Source organism: Hyalangium versicolor (assembly GCF_020103695.1).
Taxonomy (GTDB): domain Bacteria; phylum Myxococcota; class Myxococcia; order Myxococcales; family Myxococcaceae; genus Hyalangium; species Hyalangium versicolor.
In genome coordinates this window covers 26093-45135 of sequence record NZ_JAHXBF010000018.1, presented here as the reverse complement: position 1 = coordinate 45135, position 19043 = coordinate 26093, and the positions used below count along the sequence as shown (strand labels likewise).

Annotated in this window: 16 protein-coding genes; 12 read left to right on the top strand and 4 right to left on the bottom strand. The window is 69.1% G+C overall.

Annotated features, from left to right (window positions below; genetic code table 11):
- Nucleotides 1-137 precede the first annotated feature (137 nt).
- From fabI to KY501_RS33060, 8 genes are all read left to right on the top strand, one after another.
- Nucleotides 138-962 (top strand): enoyl-ACP reductase FabI, encoded by an 825-nt coding sequence (gene fabI / locus KY501_RS33095; RefSeq protein WP_224367676.1) that lies wholly within the window; start codon nucleotides 138-140, stop codon nucleotides 960-962.
- Nucleotides 963-1105: 143 nt separating this feature from the next.
- Nucleotides 1106-1489 carry a response regulator gene (locus KY501_RS33090; RefSeq protein ID WP_224247279.1) on the top strand — a complete coding sequence of 128 codons (384 nt, stop codon included), beginning with the start codon at nucleotides 1106-1108 and terminating at the stop codon, nucleotides 1487-1489.
- Nucleotides 1486-2349, top strand: a complete 864-nt coding sequence (locus tag KY501_RS33085; protein WP_224367675.1) for a response regulator — start codon at nucleotides 1486-1488, stop codon at nucleotides 2347-2349. Before KY501_RS33090 ends, KY501_RS33085 begins: the two co-directional genes overlap by 4 nt.
- Entirely contained in the window at nucleotides 2346-3674 is a 1329-nt protein-coding gene (locus tag KY501_RS33080; protein WP_224367674.1) for a CheR family methyltransferase, read from the top strand. Before KY501_RS33085 ends, KY501_RS33080 begins: the two co-directional genes overlap by 4 nt.
- Nucleotides 3671-4234, top strand: a complete 564-nt coding sequence (locus KY501_RS33075; RefSeq protein WP_224367673.1) for a chemotaxis protein CheW — start codon at nucleotides 3671-3673, stop codon at nucleotides 4232-4234. Before KY501_RS33080 ends, KY501_RS33075 begins: the two co-directional genes overlap by 4 nt.
- Nucleotides 4224-6428, top strand: coding sequence for a hybrid sensor histidine kinase/response regulator (locus tag KY501_RS33070; protein WP_224367672.1), 2205 nt, complete (start codon nucleotides 4224-4226; stop codon nucleotides 6426-6428). The genes KY501_RS33075 and KY501_RS33070 overlap by 11 nt, the downstream gene beginning before the upstream one ends.
- Nucleotides 6425-7480 carry a chemotaxis protein CheB gene (locus KY501_RS33065; RefSeq protein WP_224367671.1) on the top strand — a complete coding sequence of 352 codons (1056 nt, stop codon included), beginning with the start codon at nucleotides 6425-6427 and terminating at the stop codon, nucleotides 7478-7480. The genes KY501_RS33070 and KY501_RS33065 overlap by 4 nt, the downstream gene beginning before the upstream one ends.
- 123 nt (nucleotides 7481-7603) lie before the next feature.
- A complete protein-coding gene (locus tag KY501_RS33060) occupies nucleotides 7604-9199 on the top strand; it encodes a methyl-accepting chemotaxis protein (RefSeq protein ID WP_224367670.1) in 1596 nt (531 codons plus the stop codon).
- 43 nt (nucleotides 9200-9242) lie between these two features.
- On the opposite strand, the gene KY501_RS33055 is transcribed toward KY501_RS33060, so the two are convergent.
- A complete protein-coding gene (locus KY501_RS33055) occupies nucleotides 9243-10142 on the bottom strand; it encodes a LysR family transcriptional regulator (RefSeq protein WP_224367669.1) in 900 nt (299 codons plus the stop codon).
- Nucleotides 10143-10227: 85 nt separating this feature from the next.
- On the opposite strand from KY501_RS33055, the gene KY501_RS33050 reads away from it, so the two are divergent.
- From KY501_RS33050 to KY501_RS33040, 3 genes are all read left to right on the top strand, one after another.
- Complete coding sequence (locus tag KY501_RS33050; protein ID WP_224367668.1) at nucleotides 10228-11586, top strand: MFS transporter; 1359 nt, start codon at nucleotides 10228-10230, stop codon at nucleotides 11584-11586.
- Nucleotides 11587-11802: 216 nt separating this feature from the next.
- Nucleotides 11803-15123 (top strand): ATP-binding protein, encoded by a 3321-nt coding sequence (locus KY501_RS33045; RefSeq protein WP_224367667.1) that lies wholly within the window; start codon nucleotides 11803-11805, stop codon nucleotides 15121-15123.
- Nucleotides 15124-15260: 137 nt separating this feature from the next.
- Nucleotides 15261-15689, top strand: a complete 429-nt coding sequence (locus KY501_RS33040; protein ID WP_224367666.1) for a hypothetical protein — start codon at nucleotides 15261-15263, stop codon at nucleotides 15687-15689.
- Between the two features lie 48 nt (nucleotides 15690-15737).
- Here the strand turns inward: KY501_RS33040 and KY501_RS33035 are convergent, their stop codons facing one another.
- Together KY501_RS33035 and KY501_RS33030 are read right to left on the bottom strand one after the other, a co-directional pair.
- Entirely contained in the window at nucleotides 15738-16958 is a 1221-nt protein-coding gene (locus KY501_RS33035) for an MFS transporter (protein ID WP_224367665.1), read from the bottom strand.
- An 18-nt stretch (nucleotides 16959-16976) separates the two neighbouring features.
- Nucleotides 16977-17675 (bottom strand): HAD family hydrolase, encoded by a 699-nt coding sequence (locus KY501_RS33030; RefSeq protein ID WP_224367664.1) that lies wholly within the window; start codon nucleotides 17673-17675, stop codon nucleotides 16977-16979.
- 58 nt (nucleotides 17676-17733) lie between these two features.
- Between KY501_RS33030 and KY501_RS33025 the strand changes: the two genes are divergently transcribed.
- Nucleotides 17734-18489, top strand: a complete 756-nt coding sequence (locus KY501_RS33025; protein WP_224367663.1) for a DeoR/GlpR family DNA-binding transcription regulator — start codon at nucleotides 17734-17736, stop codon at nucleotides 18487-18489.
- 82 nt (nucleotides 18490-18571) lie between these two features.
- Here the strand turns inward: KY501_RS33025 and KY501_RS33020 are convergent, their stop codons facing one another.
- Nucleotides 18572-18922: a DUF2019 domain-containing protein gene (locus KY501_RS33020; protein ID WP_224367662.1), complete on the bottom strand. Its 351-nt coding sequence runs from the start codon at nucleotides 18920-18922 to the stop codon at nucleotides 18572-18574.
- Nucleotides 18923-19043: the final 121 nt, after the last annotated feature.

Here is a 19043-nt window from a genome sequence, read left to right as displayed (position 1 = left end):
TTCAGGGGGAAGACCCCGTTTCAAGGGGAATGAAACGCCCGATTACGCACTGCGGCGTCCCGTGTTTCGCGCCCCACCTGCCGTCATCAGTGGTAAACCGCCCGGCCTCCCATTCTTCTTCTCGCGAAAGGCTCCCCATGCTGTTGCAGGGCAAGAAGATCCTGATCACCGGAGTCCTCACCCCTCAGTCGCTGGCCTACGGCATTGCCGAGCACGCCCTGGCCCAAGGGGCGGAGATCATCCTGACCGGCTTTGGCCGGGCCCGCTCCCTCACCGAGCGGAGCGCGAAGCGGCTCAAGCCTGGCACCGAGGTGCTCGAGCTGGATGTGAGCCAGCCCGCGCACTTCACCGCCCTCACCGACTCCCTGCGCCAGAAGTGGGGCCGGGTGGATGGCGTGGTCCACTCGGTGGCCTACGCGCCGGACGATGCGCTGGGCGGCAACTTCCTCAACACCCCGTGGGAGAGCGTGCAGACGGCTTTCCGGATCTCCACGTTCTCCCTCAAGGAACTGGCCGTGGCGGCGGCCCCCTTGATGACGAGCGGGGGCTCCATCATCACCCTGGACTTCGACAACACCATCGCCTGGCCCATCTACGACTGGATGGGGGTGTGCAAGGCAGCCCTCGAGGCCACGGTGCGCTACCTGGCCCGGGACCTGGGTCCAAAGGGTATCCGGGTGAACTCGCTGGCCGCTGGGCCCCTGTCCACCATTGCGGCCAAGGGAATTCCTGGCTTCAAGGCCTTGGAGCAGGGGTGGGGCAAGCAGGCGCCCCTGGGTTGGAGCTCCAAGAACAGCCATGACAGTGTGGCGCGGACGGCCTGCGCCCTGCTGTCGGACTGGCTTCCCTCGACGACAGGGGAACAGGTCCATGTAGACGGGGGGTACCATGCCATTGGAGCACCCCCCGTGGATGCAAGCGCCGAGCAAGCAGCGGGAGAAGCACCGCCCGCCGCCGAGTAGTCCGGGAAGGCGTGAGCCTGTCCAGCAACCGCTCGACCGCGGAAGAACGGACCGGCCCCGCTTTCTCCAGAGGAATCAGACACGCTAAAGTCTCATCGTTTTCGGCGGAGCCCCTGGTGGGCCCCGCGTGAGGAGCCGTGGGTGTGAGCGACAACATCCTGGTGGTGGATGACAGCCCGACTGTCCGCAACATCATCAAGATCTACTTGATGAATCTCCGGCTCAGCATTCTCGAGGCCGAGGACGCGACGCGGGCCTTGCAGCTCTTGAGGCTGGTGCCGGTGAGCGTCGTCATCGCGGACATCAACATGCCGGGGATGGACGGCATTACCTTCGTCAAGGAGATCCGAGCCAGCAAAGAAGCCCAGCTGCGAGGCATCCCCGTCATTCTTCTCACGGCCGAGAAGGGTGGGGACCTGAGGCAGCGGGGAGCGGAGGCGGGAGCCAACGCCTTCATCCAAAAACCCGTCTCCCATGCTGACCTGACCGAGACCGTTCGGCAGTTCCTGCCTCTCGCCGCCCCGTGAGCCTTCCGTCCCTCCTCCTCGTCGACGACAGCGACGCCATCCTCGCCCTCGAGAAGGCGATTCTCTCGGGCCATTACTCGCTGCACACCGCGAGCAATGGCCGGGAGGCGCTCGAGAAGGTGGGGAAGGTGCAGCCAGCGGCGGTGCTGCTGGATCTGTCGATGCCGGAGATGGATGGGGACGAGGTGCTCCAGAGGATGAAGAAGGATCCGGTCCTGGCCGAGATCCCCGTCATCATCATCTCCTCGGAGAAGTCCCGCGCCGAGGCGTGTCTGGGGATGGGAGCCGAGGCCTTCCTGGCCAAGCCCTTCCGCGCCGAGGACCTTTTGTCCAAGGTGGCCACCACGCTGGAGAACGCCCGGCGCCGCGCCCGCGCCGGGGCCATGCTGGTGCTGCGGATGAGTGCGGGGGATCAGGAGTTCGCCCTTCCGCTGGAGTCGGTGCGCGAGGTGCTGTTGCAGCCCGCGCTCCGGCCACTGCCCGGTGGGCCCGCCTACCTGAGCGAGTATGTGGAGCTGCGTGGCGCCGCCATCTGCGTGCTGGATGTGGCGCGCCGGCTGGGCCAGGAGCACCGCGTCTCGCTGCGCGAGCGCATGCTGGTCATCATCCACGTGGAGGGCATGCCGCTGGCGCTCTGCGTGGACCGGGTCCAGGACCCGGAAGAGTTCGGCGCCACGGAGATCGATCGGAATGTAGGTGGCGCCGAGCATGGGCTCCTCCAAGAGGGGCTGATCGGCATGGTTCGTGTCATCGGCGGGCGGGCTCTGCCCCTGCTCGACCCCAAGGTCTTCGTCTCGCGTGGCCTGTTGCGAGATCTGCCTGAGATGCTGAGGCAGGGGGGGGTGAGGCTGGGCGCATGACGGGGGGAGTCGATCCGCTGCTGTACGCCCGCGCGCGGCAGCTCGTGACCGAGCGCACGGGCTTTCGCGATGACGCCATCGCTCCAGAGTCCCTGGAGCGGGTGGTGCGCGCCGAGCTTGCCCGAGGCCGCTCCATCACCGAGCTGGTGTTGGAGCTGGAGCGGCCGGACAGCGAGTTCGCCCACTCCGTGGTGCGGGCCTCGCTGGTGGGGGAGACGTACTTCTTCCGCCACCCGGAGCACTTCCGCTTCATCAACCGGGAGGGGCTGCCGCGCCTGCTGAAGGCGGGAGTGAAGCGCCTGCGGGGCTGGAGCGCCGGCTGTGCTACCGGGGAGGAGGCTTACTCGCTGGCGGCCTGCATGCTGGCCTCGGTGCCCCAGGGGCTCCCCGTGGAGGTGCTGGGGACGGACCTGAACGAGAGCAGCCTGGTCACCGCGCGGCGCGCCATCTATGGCGCCTGGTCCCGGCGGGAGTCTGGTCCGCACCTCTTCCCGCTCTACCGTCCGCTCGAGGAGCGGCAGGTGATCATCTTCGATGGGGTGCGCAACGTCACCCACTTCGTCGCGGCCAATCTGATGCTGCCGTTGGACCCGGCGCAGGGCCTGTTCCACGTCATCCTCTGCCGCAACGTCCTCACGTACTTCACCCAGGCCTCGCGCGAGCAGGCCGTGGCCAACATCGCCCACTCGCTGGCTCCCGGGGGCTTCCTGTTCCTGGGCACGGTGGAGGTGGATCGTCCCCCCGATGGACTGGTGCGCGTGGGGCCTCCCGAGCTGCAGGCCTTCCAGCGCCCGTTGCACTCCGAGGCCGTGCCCGCCGCGCAGCGGAAGCCGCCCTCGCGCTCGGGGATCGCCTCCCTCACGCCCGTGCCTCTGCCGGCCGGGGCCCTCGAGGGACGGAGGCCTCCCTCGAGGTCGGGGATTCCCTCCATCACCCCCGCGCCATTGCCGAATGGGGCTCCATCTTCTCAGCGAGGAGCCGCGAACGTTGCCGCTGCGCCCCGGCCCGCTCCCAACCCGCGTCCTCCCTCGCAGCTCCACCTGGAGGCGCTCGAGCGCATCGAACAGGGAGATGTGACGCGGGCCGCCTCCATGCTGGAGGCCTTGGTGAAGCAATATCCGGACTATCTGCCGGGCTTGCTGGAGCTGGCGCTGCTGCGCGAGCGCAACGGTTCTCGCGCCGCGGCCTATCCGCTGATGCGGGCCGTGCATGCCCGGGCCGCGGAGATGCCTCCGGATCAGATTGTCGAAGGGCCCGAGTCCCTCCCGGCCCGTTTCTACAAGGCGTCCGCGGACGCCTACCTCAACCTGGGAGTCGCTGAATGAAACTCACGCCAAGGGCTCCGGACGAGGCGCAGGAAGAAGAGATCCGCGATCTGCTTGAGGAGCGCGCCAAGCGCCTGCGCGACCTGGAGCAGAACGACGCCAACCGCGAGGAGGCGGTGCACTTGGTGGCGGAGTTCCCGCTGGGTGAGGAGCGCTATGCGTTGCCGCTCGAGGCGCTGCGTGCGGCGCTCCCGCTGCGCATGGTGACGCCCGTGCCGCTGTCCGCGCCCCACGTCATCGGTGTGCTGCGCTTCCAGGGACAGGTGCTCGCGGCCCTCAGCCTCGCGTCGCTCCTGGGAGGCCATGGCTGGAGGCAGGATCCGGCTGTGCTCCTGGTGCTCAATCGCGGCGACAACGAGCTGTGCGCGGTGGACTGCGAGGCCATCCCTCGCCCCATCGGCATCCCCGTGGGTGCCGTGGAGGCGGCACGCGCTCGCTCCGAGGGGCCCATTCTCGAGGTGCTCTTCAGCCCGGTGCCGGGACAGCAACAGCTCGTCCACCTCATCGATCCGCCGCGCCTCTTCGCGCGGGGCAATACGGGAGCGCGCAATGGCCGTTGATCCGCTCCTGCAAGGGCTCGTCTCCGGCTTCGCCGCCGAGGCCCAGGAGGTCTGCCAGAAGGTCACCATGGACCTGCTGGACCTGGAGCGCGGCGTGTTGGACACCGACGCGCTCAACAAGGCCTATGTGCGGCTGGGTCGGCACCTGCACACGCTCAAGGGCAGTGCCGCCAGCCTTGGCCTGCAGGACCTGAGCGAGATCGCCCACAAGCTGGAGGACGCGCTGGCCCCCCTGCGCGCCTCCGTTCAGCAGATGCCCCGGCCTGTTGTGGACATGCTGCTGCACGGCCTGGACATCTTCCTGCTGCGCGTCCATGCGCACGCGGATGGCCGTGGCGACTCGCTGCCGGACTACACCGTCGCCCTCGCCCAGCTCGTTGCCGAGGCGCCTCCCCCGGCCCAGGCGGCCGCGGCCGTGGCTGTCCCGGCATCCGCTCCGGTTCCCGCTGCTCCGGTGGCACCACCCCCGCCGCCCGTGGCACCTCCGCCGCCCGTCGTCTCGGCTCCGCCCGTCGCTCCCGCTCCGCCCGTCGAGCAGACCCGTGACGAGAGTGGCGAGAACGAGAGTTCCGGCTGGCGCGTGGGCTCGCGGCAAGTCACAGGGCTGATGCGCGAGGTGGAGCGCCTGCGCGAGGTCCGCCTGCGCATGGAGGAGCGCTCCCGGGAGCTCGAGCGCGTGGTGGCGCTGTTGGCCCGGCAGGGGCTGCTGGCCGAGACGGCCGAGGCGCGCACCCTGCTGTCCGGCGTGGGCCGCGCCATGCGCTCCGACGGAGAGGAGACGGCCGATATCGTCGACGCGCTGGAGGAGGGCCTCAAGGCCATCACCACGCGCCCGGTGCGCACCATCCTCGAGCCGCTGCAGCGCATGGTGCGCGATCTGTCCCGCCAGTTGGGCAAGGAGGCCCGGCTCTCCGTGGTGGGGGCGGAAGTCTCCCTGGACCGGCGCCTGCTGGAGAAGCTCAACGGCGCGCTGGTGCACCTGCTGCGCAACGCGGTGGACCACGGCCTGGAGACGCCCGCTGAGCGCGAGCGCGCGGGCAAGCACCACGAGGGTGCCCTCACCCTGCGCATCGAGCAGCAGGGCAACCTGCTCTTCCTCGAGTCCAGTGACGACGGGCGCGGCATCGACGTGAAGAAGATCCGCCAGGTGGCCGAGTCCCGCGGGCTGGCCAACTCCGAAGAGCTGGCGCGGATGAACGACAACCAGATCCGCGACCTCATCTTCCGCCCCAGCTTCAGCACCCGCACGGACGTGACGGACACCTCCGGGCGCGGCGTGGGTCTGGACGCGGTGCGCGCCGCGGTGGAGACGCTCCAGGGCCGCATCGAGGTGGCCAGCACCCTGACCCAGGGCTCCCGCTTCATGCTCACCCTGCCGGTGGAGCTGGGCAGTTCGCCCGTGCTCGTGGTGCGCGTGTTCGATCAGATGATGGGTCTGCCCATGCTCGCCGTGGAGGCCACCCAGCTTACGAAGATGAGCGCCCTGCGCGTCACCCGGCGGCGCGCCCAGCTCGAGTACCAGGGGCAGATCCTCCCCGTGGTGGACCTGGGCTCGCGCCTGGGCCTGCGCGCCGCCCACATGCCCTCCGAGGGGCAGCCCCTCATGGTCATCAGCGCCGGCGGCAAGCGCGTGGCGCTCGCGGTGGACTCGGTGGTGGGAGACCGGGATCTCGTCATCCGCCCGCTGCCCGCGGAGGTGCGAGATGTGCCCTCCTACCAGGGCGCCGCCACACTCAGCCGCGGCGAGCTGATGCTCATCCTCCGCCCCAGTTGGCTGGTGTCCGAGCCCGCCGCCCTGTCCGCCAATACGCCGCAGAGCCGCCGGGCGCTCGTGGTGGACGATTCGCTCACCGCGCGCGCCCTGCATCGTGCCATGCTCGAGGCGGGCGGCTTCACCGTGCACCTGGCCTCGAGTGGCAAGAGCGCCCTGGAGCGCGTGATGGCGGACACCTACGACGTCATCATCTGTGATCTGGAGATGGAGGAGATGGACGGCGAGGCCCTCATCCGGAAGCTGCGCGAGCGGCCCGAGACGAGGGATCTGCCCGTCATCCTCGTCTCCACGCATGAGTCCGGGCGGGAGCGGGGCCGCGCGGCGGGCGCGGATGGTTTTCTCAGCAAGCGTGATTGCGCCTCGGGCCGGCTCCTGGCCGAGGTGCTGGACGTCATGAGCCGTCGGGGAGGGCGCTCATGAGCATGACGAAGCCCATTCGAGTGCTGGTGGTCGATGACTCGCCCACCATGGTCAATACGATGGCGACCCTGCTCACGCAGGACTCGCGCATCGAGATCGTCGGCCGGGCCGGAGATGGGAACCGGGCCGTGTCGCTGGCCCGCCTGCTGCGGCCGGACGTCATCACCATGGACCTGCTGCTGCCAGGCCTGGATGGGCCCGGAGCCATCGCCGCCATCATGGCGGATGCGCCCGCCCGTATCCTGGTGGTGAGCGCCGTGGCGGACCGGGGCGCGGAGCTGGGCTTCCAGGCCATCCGGGCCGGCGCGCTGGAGCTCATCGCCAAGCCCAACGTGGCCAACGGAGAAGAGCTGCGCAAGTGGGGCCGCGAGCTCGTCACCTCCGTGTGCCTCATGGCCGAGGTGCCCGTCATCTCCCGCCGCCCGCGGCGCGAGTTCACCCCGCCGCTGCCCTCCACCGGCGCCCGCGTGGACATCTTCGGGGTGGCCGCCTCCACCGGAGGGCCTCCGGCGCTGTCGGAGATCTTCTCGCGGCTGCCCAAGGACCTGCCCGTCCCCGTGCTCGTCGCCCAGCACATCACCGAGGGCTTCACCCCGGGCATGGTGCGCTGGCTCAGCCAGGTGACGCCGCTGGGCGTGACGATCGCCAAGGATGGCGAGCGCCTGGAGCCGGGGAAGATCTACTTCCCGCTGGACGGGCATGATCTCACCATCGAGCGGGGCGTGGCCCGGCTCAGCCGCACGCGCGGTGGGCCCTGCCCGTCAGGGGATCTGCTGCTCGCCTCCCTGGCCCGCGCGTATGGAGCCCGGGCGGGCGGGGTGGTGCTCACCGGCATGGGAGATGATGGAGCGCGCGGCCTGCTCGAGGTGCGCCGCTCCGGGGGCGTCACCTGCGCCCAGGACGAAATCTCCTCCGTCGTCTTCGGGATGCCCAAGGCGGCGCTGGACATCGGTGGCACCGATCAGCTCCTGCCCGTGTCGGCCATCGCGGACTTCATCCGCCACTGTTGCACGAAGCATCCTTTGGATCGGCTCCACCGGGGTGACGGGTGAACCCCTTGGCGACCGCTCGCTCTCCCTTCATCCGGGTTGCTCCCTGGGGGCGCGCTGGGTGGTGCTCCTGTTGCCCACGGGCGCTCGTGGGTGAGACTCTGAACGCCTGATTGCGGAGTGCTCGTGAAACTGCCCTTCCGGTTTCGGCCGTCGCTCGGCCTGTCCGTCAAGTTCATCCTGGTCACCGGTGGCATCAGTGCCGTCCTGGCGCTCATCCTCACCACGGTGGCCACGCGCCGTCTCCACGAGAGCTTGCTCAATGCTCACGCGGGGGAGGGCGCCGCGCTGGCGCTCGGCTTCACTCGCGCCCTCGAGCACACCTCGAGAGCCACCGAGGGCGACGTCAAACGCCTCATGGAGGCGTTCCGCATCCAGGAGGGCGTCCGCTACATCTATGTGGAGGAGTCCTCGGGTCGCGTCATCGCCCACACCTTCCAGGGACCTCCGCCCACCGCCCTGCTCAATGCCGTCCGGATCTCTCCGGCGGACCTCGCCGGTGAGCAGGAGGGGCGCCGCATCCTCCCGGTGGATGTGGTCACGGTGCAGGGGCAGACGCATGCCGTCGACGTCGCTGTTCCGCTGACGGACGGGCACGGCGTGGTGCACGTGGGCATCGCGCGGGACTACGTGGAGCGCAAGGCGGATCAGCTGCCGCAGGAGATGCTGCTCCTGGCACTGCTGCTGGTGGCCGCCAGCGTGGCGGTGGCAGCCGTCTTCGTGCGCACCATCGTCCGCCCGCTGCGCGAGCTCACGGATGTGGCGGCCCACATCGTCGAGTCGGGAGATCTCACGCGCCCCATCCACGTGACGAGCGGGGACGAGGTGGGCCGGCTGGCGCGCAGCTTCAGCCAGGTGGTGGAGAAGCTGCGCGAGGTGACGATCAACCTCCAGCAGGCGGCCGAGGCCCTCAAGCAGTCCACCGAGCACCTCAACTCGTCCTCCGCCGAGCAGGCGCAGACCGTGTCCCGCCAGGCCGCCGCGCTCCAGGAGACGCAGGTGACGGCGCAGGAGATCAAGCAGACGTCCCTGCTGGCCTCGCAGAAGGCCGCCACCGTGCTCTCCGTGGCCGAGCGCGCGGACGAACTGGCCCGCAATGGCGACACGGCCATCGAGATGACCATGGCGGGGCTCAATGATCTCCGTCAGCAGGTGGGGGAGATCGCCCAGAAGATCGTCGAGCTGGGCGAGCGCACCCAGCAGATCGGTGGCATCACCCAGACGGTGAAGGATCTGGCGGACCAATCCAACATGCTGGCGCTCAACGCCGCCATCGAGTCGGTGCGCAGCGGCGAGCACGGCAAGGGCTTCGGCGTGGTGGCCCGAGAGATTCGCGCGCTGGCGGACCAGTCCATCCAGGCCACCAGCCGCGTGCGCGAGCTGCTGGATGACATCGGCTCGTCGGTGTCCGCGGCTGTCCGCATTACAGAGCGCGGCGCCGAGCGCATGGAGGCGGGCCTGGCGCAGGTGCGCACCTCCGGGCAGAACCTCAAGGAGCTGTCCAACATCGTCCAGGACAACGCCTCGGCGGTGCGGCAGATCGCCGCCGCGGTGAATCAGCAGAACGTGGGCATCAGCCAGATCACCCAGGCCGTCAACGAGCTGTCGAAGATGATGGACGAGACCGTGGCGCGCATCGGCTCCACGGGCGAGGCCGCCACCACGCTGCAGATCATCTCCGAGCAGCTCAGCAGCGCGGTGAAGAGCTACCGCGTCGAGTAGCGCGCCTGGGCATGGTGATGACCATGCCCCCACCTTCGGGTGATCACGAGCGCCTGCGCTGCTTGCGCAGGTGCTCCACGATGAACTCCTTGAAGGCCCGGGCGGCCGCGGTGAGGTAGCCCTCGCCTCGGTGCACCAGGGCCACCTGCCGGCGGGGCCCTCCCGGGGCCACTGGGACGACATCGAAGTCCCGGGACTGGCGATCGCGTGTCATCAACTCCGGCACCAGCGCCACGCCCAGCCCGCGCGCCACCATGCGGCGCATGGCCTCGGAGTTGTCGGTCTCCAGCGCCACCCTGGGTGTCACGCCGCGGGCCTCGCACGCCGCCTCCAGCGCGCGGGTGCCAGCCATGCCGGGGATGATCACCCACGGCTCCTCGACCACCTCGGCGAGCGCCACGGGGCGGCCCAGCCGTGTCAGTGGATGGCCTTTCGGCACGGCCAGCACCAGCGGTTCCTCCCACAGCTTCTGCGCCACCAGATCCGCCCGGCGTATGGGCAGCGAGAGGATGGCCAGATCCAGCACTCCTCGAGAGACTCCTTCCTCCAACTCGGCAGCCAGGCTCTCACGCAGTCGGAGCCGCACCTCGGGGTGGGCTCGGGCGAACTCGACGAGGAGATCGGGCAGGAGGTACACGCCCACCGTGTGCAGGGCTCCCAACGCCATGGGGCCTCGAGGCGTTCCCGACAGTTGCTCCAACTCGGCGGTGCCCGCGGCCATGGCGTCCAGGGCCCGGCGCGCATGGGGCAGGAATCGCTCCCCGGCGTCCGTGAGCACCGCGCCGGTGGGAGTGCGCACCAGCAGGCGAGTCCCCAGCTCCGTTTCGAGCGATTGGAGCTGGCGCGACAGCCCGGACTGGGAGAGGCCCAGCCCGCGCGCGGCCGTGGAGAAGCGACCCTCCTGGGCCACCAGGAGGAAGGCTCGGAGCTGATCAGAGGTCATGCGGTTCTCGCAACCACTGTATGCGGAACATGCAATTTCCGCATGGCACCCGGCCGCTTATATGGTGAGCATGGATGGAAGCGGGATGACGGTGGAGCAGGAGGTCCGGACGCACACGGGGGCCACGAGGCGGGTCGCCACCGGAGCGGTGCTGCTGGCCCTGGTGGTCAGCGCCTTCGAGGGCACGGTGGTGACGAGCGCCATGCCCGTCATCACCCGCGAGCTGGGCAACCAGGAGCTGTATTCCTGGGTGTTCTCCGCCTTCCTCTTCGCCTCCACCCTGGGCGTGCTCATCTCCGGCAAGCTGGCGGATCGCCTGGGCCGCAAGCCCATCTTCCTGACCGGCATGGCCCTGTTCCTGGTGGGCTCGGCGCTGTGCGGACTGGCCACGTCGGTGCCCGCGCTCATCGCCTTCCGTGTGGCCCAGGGCCTGGGCGCCGGAGCGCTCCAGCCGACGACGCTGACCATCAGCGCGGACCTCTACACCTTGCGCGAGCGCGCCGCGATCCAGGGAATCTTCACCGGGGCGTGGGGCGCCGCCAACGCGCTGGGGCCCCTCATCGGCGGATGGATCGTGATGCACGCCTCCTGGCGGTGGGTGTTCCTGGTGAACGTGCCCGTGGGGTTGCTCGCGGCGGGGTTGCTGCACCTCTCATATCGGGATCCGCCGAGGCGAACGGAGGGTGCGCTGGGCGCCTGGGGCCCGGTGCTGCTTGGAACGTGCGCGGCGCTGCTCCTCTTCGCCCTCGAGCCGGGTGCCGCCTGGGCGCGGGAGTTGTGCGCGCTGGGCGCCGTGGCGGTGGGCGTGGGCCTGGTCCGCCAGCAGCGGGTGACAGCCTCGCCCGTGCTGCCGAGGGAGCTGCTGCGGGATCGAACCGTGCTCAGCGGCATTGGCGGCGGACTGTTCGCCGGCGCGCTGCTCTACACCATGTCCGCCTGGGTGCCGCTGTGGATGACGGAGCAGGGCGGACACACGCCCATCAGCGCGGGCCTGGCGTTGGTGCCCATGCTCGTGGGGTGGTCGGTGGGTTCCACCATTGGCGTGAAGCTGCTGGTGCGAGGCGGCATGCGCCTCAGTGCGGGGCTGGGTTTCGTGCTGGCGGCCAGCGGCGCCGGGCTCCTGGCCCTGGCGGCCTCGCAGGGGTGGGGCGCGGGAGCCACCTTCGCCTCGCTGGCGGTGCTGGGCATGGGGCTGGGGCCCGCCGCGAGCACTTCGCTGCTCGGCCCGCAGTCTCGCGCGCCTTGGCACTACCGAGGCATCATCACCAGCAGCCTCTATGCCACGCGGCTGCTCGGGGGCGCGCTGGCGGTCGCGGCCATGTCGCTCGTCCGAGGGCACTTCGCCCTGCAGTTCACCCTGGCTGCATGCCTCACCGCCGTGGCGGCGCTCGGCGTGGTCCTGGGTGCGCCGGGGCGTGAGGGCAACTCCATCCGGGGGGCCTGATCAGGGTCTCCCGAGAGACGAAGCGGCGGGGACTCCGCTCGGGCTTGACTGTGGGCTGCTGGACGCTCCCTTGGGAGGGACTGCCACGCGCGAAGGCAGTTGCTAGGTTGCCTTCCAGTGAGCAGAGACGGCTTGAAACACGACACGCGGAGCCCCCCCGCGAGCGACTCACGTGAGTCCCCACTCGCGCGGGAGTGGCTTGTCGGAGACTCGGAGATGACCCGGCGGATCCGCGACTTCGACTGGTCGCGGACGTCTCTGGGGCCTCGCGAGCGCTGGCCCGGTGAGCTGCGGACCACGGTGCAGATCTGCCTCTCGTCCAAGCACCCGATCGTCCTGTATTGGGGAGAGGACTTCCTCCTCCTCTACAACGATGCATGGCGCCCCCTCATTGGGAACAAGCACCCCGAGGCGCTGGGGACCCGCGCGGGCATCGTCTGGGCGGAGATCCGGGAGGTGTTCGGCAAGATGCTCGAGCGCGTGCACTCCACGGGCGAGGCGACGTGGTCGGATGATCAGCTGATGCTGCTCAACCGCTACGGTTTCACCGAGGAGTGCTACTTCTCGTACTCGTTGAGCCCGGTGACGGATGAGCACGGCGGGGTGTCGGGCATCTTCACCGCGGTCACCGAGACGACGCGCCGCTACGTGGGCGAGCGCCGCCTCCGAGTCCTCTCGGACCTGGCCTCGCAGACCACCCATGCGACCAATGATCTCGAGGTGTCGCGGATGGCGGCCCGTGTGCTGGAGCAGGATCGCGAGGATCTGCCGTTTGCGCTCCTCTACATGTACGACGACGAGCGTCAGGCCGCCTCGCTCATCGCGCACACCGGGCTGGAGCCTGGCGGCACGGGGGCGCCAGTGAGCATCCCGGTCGGACGAGGTGGCGCCACGGACCCCTGGGGTTTCACTGCGGCGATCGCCACCGGCCAGCCGCAGCTGCGCGAGGGCCTGCGCGAGTCACTGGGGTTCCTGCCCGGGACACCCTGGCCGGAGCCCACGGAGCGCGCCCTCGTCCTGCCGCTGCGCGAGGGCCACCAGGACCGGATCGCCGCGCTGCTGGTGGCGGGGCTGAGCCCTCGGCGGCCGGTGGACGAGGAGCTTCGGCAGTTCGTGGAGCTGGTCGGCGTGCAGTGGGTGAGCGCGCTGAGCCGGGCTCGGGCCTGGGAGCGGGAGAAGGCCCGATCCGAGGAGCTGGCGGCGCTGGACCGCGCCAAGACGGCCTTCTTCTCCAACGTCAGCCATGAGTTCCGCACGCCGCTGACGCTGATGCTCGGCCCCACCGAGGAGGCGCTCCGCTCGGCGAACCCCCGTCTCGAAGGCGAAGCGCTGCGCACCGTCCACCGCAACCAGCTTCGCCTCCTGCGGCTGGTGAACAACCTGCTCGACTTCGCGCGGCTCGAGTCCGGCCGGATTCAGGCCACCTTCCAGCCGACGGATCTCTCCTCCTTCACCACGGAGCTGGCCAGCAGCTTCCAGTCGCTGATGGAGCAGGGTGGGCTCCGGCTGTCGATCGACTGTCCACCGCTCTCGCAGCCCGCCTACGTGGATCCCGGGCTGTGGGAGAAGATCATCTTCAACCTGCTCTCCAATGCCTTCAAGTTCACGCTGAAGGGCGAGGTCCGGGTGACAGCGCGGGAGATGGGTGGAGGCGCCTGCATCCGCGTGGAGGACACCGGCGTGGGGATTTTGGCCTCCGAGCTGCCTCATGTCTTCGAGCGCTTCCACCGCGTGGAGAGCGCCAAGGGACGGAGCTTCGAGGGCAGCGGGATTGGTCTGGCGCTGGTGAGGGATCTGGTGGCGCTGCACGGCGGGGCCGTGACGGCGGAGAGCGAGGTCGGGCAAGGCTCGAGGTTCGAGATCACGCTCCCCCTGGGCGCGGCGCACCTGCCGCCGGAGCGGGTCCGCAGCGACGCGGCCCAGCCCACCACGCGTCTGACCGCGGCGCAGTTCATCGGTGAGGCGACGCAGTGGTTGGATCCGCCGCGGACAGCTCCGGCTGAGGAAGGAGCCTCCCCCGGGGGGATGGCGGGTCACGTCCTCCTGGTGGACGACAACGCGGACATGCGTGCCTACATGCGGCGACTGCTCGAGGCGCAGGGCCTGGAGGTGGAGACGGTGCCGAACGGCGCGGCCGCGCTGGAGCGGGTGCGCGCCCGGACGCCCGACATGGTGCTGACCGACGCCATGATGCCGGTGATGGATGGCTTTGCGTTGCTGCAGGCGCTCCGGAAGGAGCCCGCCACGCGAAGTGTGCCGGTGGTGATGCTCTCGGCGCGCGCAGGTGAGGAAGAGCGCACGGGCAGCTTGCAGGCCGGCGCTGACGACTACCTGGTCAAGCCCTTCGCCGCGACCGAGCTTCTGGCGCGCGTGGGCGTCCACCTCGAGCTCTCCCGGCGAAGGCGAGCGGAGGAGGCGCTCCGGATCCAGTTGCAGGCGCTCTTCCGCCAGGCGCCTGTGGCGATCTCCCTGGTCTCTCCGGGCGACTTCACGTACCAGCTGGCCAATCCCCGCTACCTGGAGATGATGGGCCGCACCGAGGCGCAGACCCTCGGGCGTCCCGTGCGCGACGTCTTCCCCGAGCTCGCGAAGGACGCGCCGGTTTTCGCGATGCTGCGCGGCGTGGTCTCCAGCCGGCAACCCTTTGTCGCGGAGGCCGACAAGATCGCCCTGGTTCGCGGGGGCAGGCTGGAGGACGTGTACTTCCATTTCACCTGCCAGCCGCTGTTGGACGAGCAGGGGGAGGTGGTTTCCGTCCTGACCGTGGCGGTCGAGGTGACGGAGCAGGTGAAGGCGCTGCGGCGCGCGGAGACCCTGACCACGGAGCTCCAACTGGCGGCTCGCCGCAAGGACGAGTTCCTCGCCATGCTGGCCCACGAGCTGAGGAATCCCCTGGCTGCCATCAGCCTGGCGCTCACGTTGCTGGAGCGCCCGGATACGCGCCCAGAGCGGATGGGCCACCATCGCGACATGGCTCGCCGCCAGCTGTCACACCTCACGAGGATGGTGGAGGACCTGTTGGACGTGGCCCGGATCACCCAGGGGCGGGTGGAGCTGAAGAAGCGCGACGTGGATTTCGTGAAGCTGGTCGAGAACGCGTTGGAGGCGGCCCGCCCGGCGTTGGAGGCTTTGGGCCACGAGCTGGAGGTGCGCCTGCCGACTTCGCCGCTGCCATTGCATGCGGATGCCACGCGCATCGAGCAGGTGGTGGTGAACCTGCTCACCAACGCCGCGCGCTATACGGACGAGAGAGGGCGGGTGTGGGTCGATTTGAGCACGGAGGTTCGAGAGGGGCGCAGGTGGGGCGTCCTTCGGGTGCGTGACTCCGGGCGGGGAATCCCCTCGGACATGCTGGAGCAGATCTTCGAGCTCTTCGTGCAGGTGACTCCCTCGGTAGATCGGACCACCGGAGGTCTGGGATTGGGCCTGACGCTGGTGCGGCGGCTGGTGGAGCTCCACGGGGGCGAGGTCCATGCCGCCAGTGAGGGGCCCGGCCGGGGGGCGGAGTTCACCGTTTGCCTTCCGCTGGCTGTCTAGTTGATTCGAAAGACAGTCTGGCCATTCCGCGCTCAGCAGTCTTTTCCATGGCTGGGCGTTCTTCGGGTTCAGCCAAAATGACAGACGCTCTGTTGGCGCTAAGATGGCGCGCGCCTCACTCCCCAAGGAGCTTGAACATGATGAAGCGTTGGCTGAGTGCTGCTTTCCTCGCGGTAGCCTTTGCAGTGAGTGCCTGTGGCGGCACGGTTGATGCGGATGATTCCTCTCTGTCGCCCGAGAAGGGAGTGGCGCAGCCAGGAGAGGTCGACGCGATGCTGCCGCAGTGTGACGCAGCGGGGAATTGCCCGGCGGGGTTCTATTGCGTGGGCGGCCCTGGCGGAACGTGTCGCAAGGGTGTTGTCGACGCGATGCTGCCGCAGTGTGACGAGGAGGGGAATTGCCCGGCGGGGTTCTACTGCGTCAACGGCCCGGGCGGATACTGCCGCAAGGGTGTTGTCGATGCGATGCTGCCGCAGTGTGACGAGGAGGGGAATTGCCCGGCGGGGTTCTACTGTGTGGACGGCCCGGGCGGATACTGCCGCAGGGGAGGCATCTCCAAGCAGTAGTCGCTGGTGGGGTTTCGGAGTCCCAGACACCTGGGGCTCCAGCCCTCTTCAAGCGAGTCCATGGGCGCGCTGCTGTCGCTCCAGGCTGACTGCTACCCCGAACAGGAGCAGTCCCGCGACAGCCATGGCGGCGCCCACCGCGCCGGTGGAGTTCCAGCCCCAGCCGGCCGCGATCACCAGACTGCCGAACCAGGCACCGAGCGCGTTGGCGAGGTTGAAGGCCGAGTGATTGAGCGACGCGGCCAGCGTCTGTGCGCCTGCGGCGACGTCCATGAGCCGCGTTTGCAGCGCCGGAACCAACGCGAAGCCCATGCCGAGCGCGAATGCGGACAGTGACACCGCCCAGGAATTGCGCGCGGTGAACCAGAAGGCCACGAGCGTGGCGACGTTCCACAGCAGCGCCGCGACGATCGTTCTGGGCAACGAGCGGTCCGCGAAAGAAGCGCCCACGAGATTGCCTACCACCATGCCGAGGCCCACGCCTGACAGCACCAGGGGCACGAGGGCCAGCCGCATGCCCGAGAGCTCGGTCAACGTCGGCGTGATGTATGTATACACGGCGAACAGCCCACCGAAGCCGACCGAGCCCACGCCCAACGTCAACCAGACTTGCACGCGCTTGAGTGCGCCCAACTCGCGCAGTGGACTGGCGCCCTCAATGGCACGCATCCGTGGAATGTGCACCACCGTGAGCACCCACGAGCATGCCGCGAGCGCACCGATGAGCAGGTAGGCGGTGCGCCAGCTCGCGACCTGGCCAATCCCGGTGGCCAGGGGCGAGCCCACGACACAGGCGATCGTCAGCCCGAGCATGACCCGCCCCACTGCCCGCGCACGCGCATCAGGGCCTGCGAACTCCGCCACCACCAACGCCGCCACGCCGAAGAAGGTTCCATGGGGGAGGCCGGTGAGGAAGCGCAGCACGAGCAGGCTCTCGTACGAAGGAGCCATCGCGCTCAGGACGTTGCCGAGCGAGATGGCCGCCATCAAGCCCAGCAGCAAGCGGTGTCTTGGCACCCGGGCGCAGGCCACCGCGAGCAGGGGCGCCCCGATCATCACCCCCAGCGCGTAGGCGCTGATGAGATACCCCGCCCGGGGCACGGAGACATGCACTTCCCGGGCGACGTCTGGCAGGAGGCCCATGATCGAGAACTCACTCGTCCCGATGGCGAAGCCGCCGAGCGCCAGCGCGAACTCGGTCCAGCGGGCCTGGGCCCGTGACACGGTAGACAGGGAGACGGAGGTGGAGGTGGCAACAGGGGAATGCATGGGAAATCCAGGGGCGCGCTAGAGGGCGACGGGGGCGGGGAGGGTTCGGAAGTCTTCCGCGAGCCACTGCGGCGCTTCTTGGAGCAACACGTCGCGCGGGAACGTGGTGGTCAACGCGACGCAGCGGGCGCCCGCGGCTCGGGCGGCACGGACTCCGAGCACTGCGTCCTCGACCACGAGGCACTCGGTGGGCGCCACTCCGAGCGCCGAGGCCGCCTTCAGATACACCTCGGGATCCGGCTTGCCCCGGGAGACATCCGCCGCTGTCACCCGCGCGTCGAACATCTCCTGCAGGCCCAGGCGCGACAGGGCGAGTTCGGCGTTCATGGGCACTGCGCTCGTTCCCACCGCTCGGGGCACTCCTGCTCGTCGCAGGTCCTCCAGGAACTCCCGTACGCCGGGCACCTCTGAGACCGGTTCGGTCGCGAGCCGCCGGTTGAACAGCGTTTCGCGCTCCTGCACCAGGGCGGAGATCTCCTGATCGCTCAGCCCTTCGCCGAACCAGGCGCGCATCACCTCCCCGGCCCTGCGCCCGTTGGTGGCCTGCAATTCGTCCCGGTAGAGGACACGGCCGTGCGCTCGCGCGAACTCCTCCCACACCCGGTAGTGCAGCTCGGTCGTGTCGATGATGACGCCGTCCAGGTCGAACAGAACCGCTGCAAACGGGTAAGAACGTGAAGTCAGGGTACCTGTTTGCGCCGAATCGTGCATGTTCATGAAGTAATCGGCATGATCGGGCGAATTCAAGCCCGAATGGGGATGGTAGGTTGGCCGGATGCTCACCGAGGAGCGGCGCAGGAAGATTCTGGAGACCCTGGAGAGCGACCAGCGGGTCGTGGCCAGCGCCCTGGCGGCGGAGTTCGGCGTGTCGGAGGACACGATCCGGCGAGACCTGCGGGAGCTGGCCGAGGAGGGACTGCTGCGGCGGGTGTACGGGGGTGCGGTGCCTCGGACGCCTGTCGCGCCCACCTACGCGGGACGGCGGAGCGAGTCAGTGGAGGCGAAGAGCGCCATCGCCGCCACTGCGGCGCGCTTCCTGCGCTCGGGACAGGTGGTGTTCTTCGACGCGGGGACTACGGCCACAGCGGTCGCCACGCACATGCCTCGGGATCTGGCGCTGACTGTTGTCACCCACAGCCTGCCGGTGGCCTCGGTCCTGGCGGAGCACCCGACGGTGGAGGTGCTCATGCTGGGGGGACGGCTCCTCAAGGAGTCGCTCGCCATGGCGGGGGCCGAGACGGTGGATGGCTACCGCCGGATCCGCGCGGACCTGTGCGTGCTGGGGACGGCGAGCGTGCACCCGGACATCGGCCTGGGCGTCTTCGCCCACGAGGATGCCGAGGTCAAACGCGCCATGGTGGGGTCGGCGGCAGAGGTCATGGTTGTCGCCGCGGGAGAGAAGCTGGGCACCACCGCCCCGTTCATCGTTGGGCCACTCTCGCTCGTGGACCGGCTGGTGACGGACAGCGCCGCACCGGACGCGGTTCTCCAGGTCCTTCGGCACGCAGGCATCGAGATCGTGCGGGGGTGAGGTGCTGTGATGGACCCGCGAGCCGTGGGACCTCACTCCCAATGGCCCTGATCACACCAGGCATGAGAAGGGGTAAAGCGATCTACTCCGGGTCTAACGCCCATGTTCCTTCCTGCCACCGCAGCAAGGCCTGTTGAGCCTCGAAGGGGACCATTCCTTCGCCCTTGGCGGCCTCTTCTAGAACCGCCTTGGCCTCCGCCGTGCTATGGCGGAGCAGGCAGGCAGCTGCTGTGACCCTGACATCCATGCGCGGGTGCTTCAGAAGAACAGCAAGTGCATCTCGTCCAGCATCGCCATGGGCCCGCAGCTTGTCGAACGCGGCGCTGTACCGGCGGGCATGCTTGTTCCCTGTCTTGGCGCCTCCCCTCCAGATGGCGTCGGTCTGCGCAACAACGTCTTCAGCGAAGTGTTCGACGAGTTCCTCCAACTTCATTACCAGATCCTCTTCGTGGCGTTCTCGATCGCCAGAAGCCCGAACTTGCGTTGGGCCTCGTATGACCGAGTGCTCAGCCACTGCCGCACTGGACGTTCAGGGTGTGCTGAATGAGCCTCAG

Excerpts from the sequence above, each read along its gene's own strand:
- KY501_RS33070 (WP_224367672.1), top strand. The coding sequence starts at position 4,224 with ATGGCCGTTGATCCGCTCCTGCAAGGGCTCGTCTCCGGCTTCGCCGCC.
- KY501_RS33030 (WP_224367664.1), bottom strand. The coding sequence starts at position 17,675 with ATGAACATGCACGATTCGGCGCAAACAGGTACCCTGACTTCACGTTCT.
- KY501_RS33075 (WP_224367673.1), top strand. The coding sequence starts at position 3,671 with ATGAAACTCACGCCAAGGGCTCCGGACGAGGCGCAGGAAGAAGAGATC.
- KY501_RS33080 (WP_224367674.1), top strand. The coding sequence starts at position 2,346 with ATGACGGGGGGAGTCGATCCGCTGCTGTACGCCCGCGCGCGGCAGCTC.
- KY501_RS33035 (WP_224367665.1), bottom strand. The coding sequence starts at position 16,958 with ATGCATTCCCCTGTTGCCACCTCCACCTCCGTCTCCCTGTCTACCGTG.
- fabI (WP_224367676.1), top strand. The coding sequence starts at position 138 with ATGCTGTTGCAGGGCAAGAAGATCCTGATCACCGGAGTCCTCACCCCT.
- KY501_RS33025 (WP_224367663.1), top strand. The coding sequence starts at position 17,734 with ATGCTCACCGAGGAGCGGCGCAGGAAGATTCTGGAGACCCTGGAGAGC.
- KY501_RS33055 (WP_224367669.1), bottom strand. The coding sequence starts at position 10,142 with ATGACCTCTGATCAGCTCCGAGCCTTCCTCCTGGTGGCCCAGGAGGGT.
- KY501_RS33045 (WP_224367667.1), top strand. The coding sequence starts at position 11,803 with ATGACCCGGCGGATCCGCGACTTCGACTGGTCGCGGACGTCTCTGGGG.
- KY501_RS33020 (WP_224367662.1), bottom strand. The coding sequence starts at position 18,922 with ATGAAGTTGGAGGAACTCGTCGAACACTTCGCTGAAGACGTTGTTGCG.
- KY501_RS33065 (WP_224367671.1), top strand. The coding sequence starts at position 6,425 with ATGAGCATGACGAAGCCCATTCGAGTGCTGGTGGTCGATGACTCGCCC.
- KY501_RS33050 (WP_224367668.1), top strand. The coding sequence starts at position 10,228 with ATGACGGTGGAGCAGGAGGTCCGGACGCACACGGGGGCCACGAGGCGG.
- KY501_RS33040 (WP_224367666.1), top strand. The coding sequence starts at position 15,261 with ATGATGAAGCGTTGGCTGAGTGCTGCTTTCCTCGCGGTAGCCTTTGCA.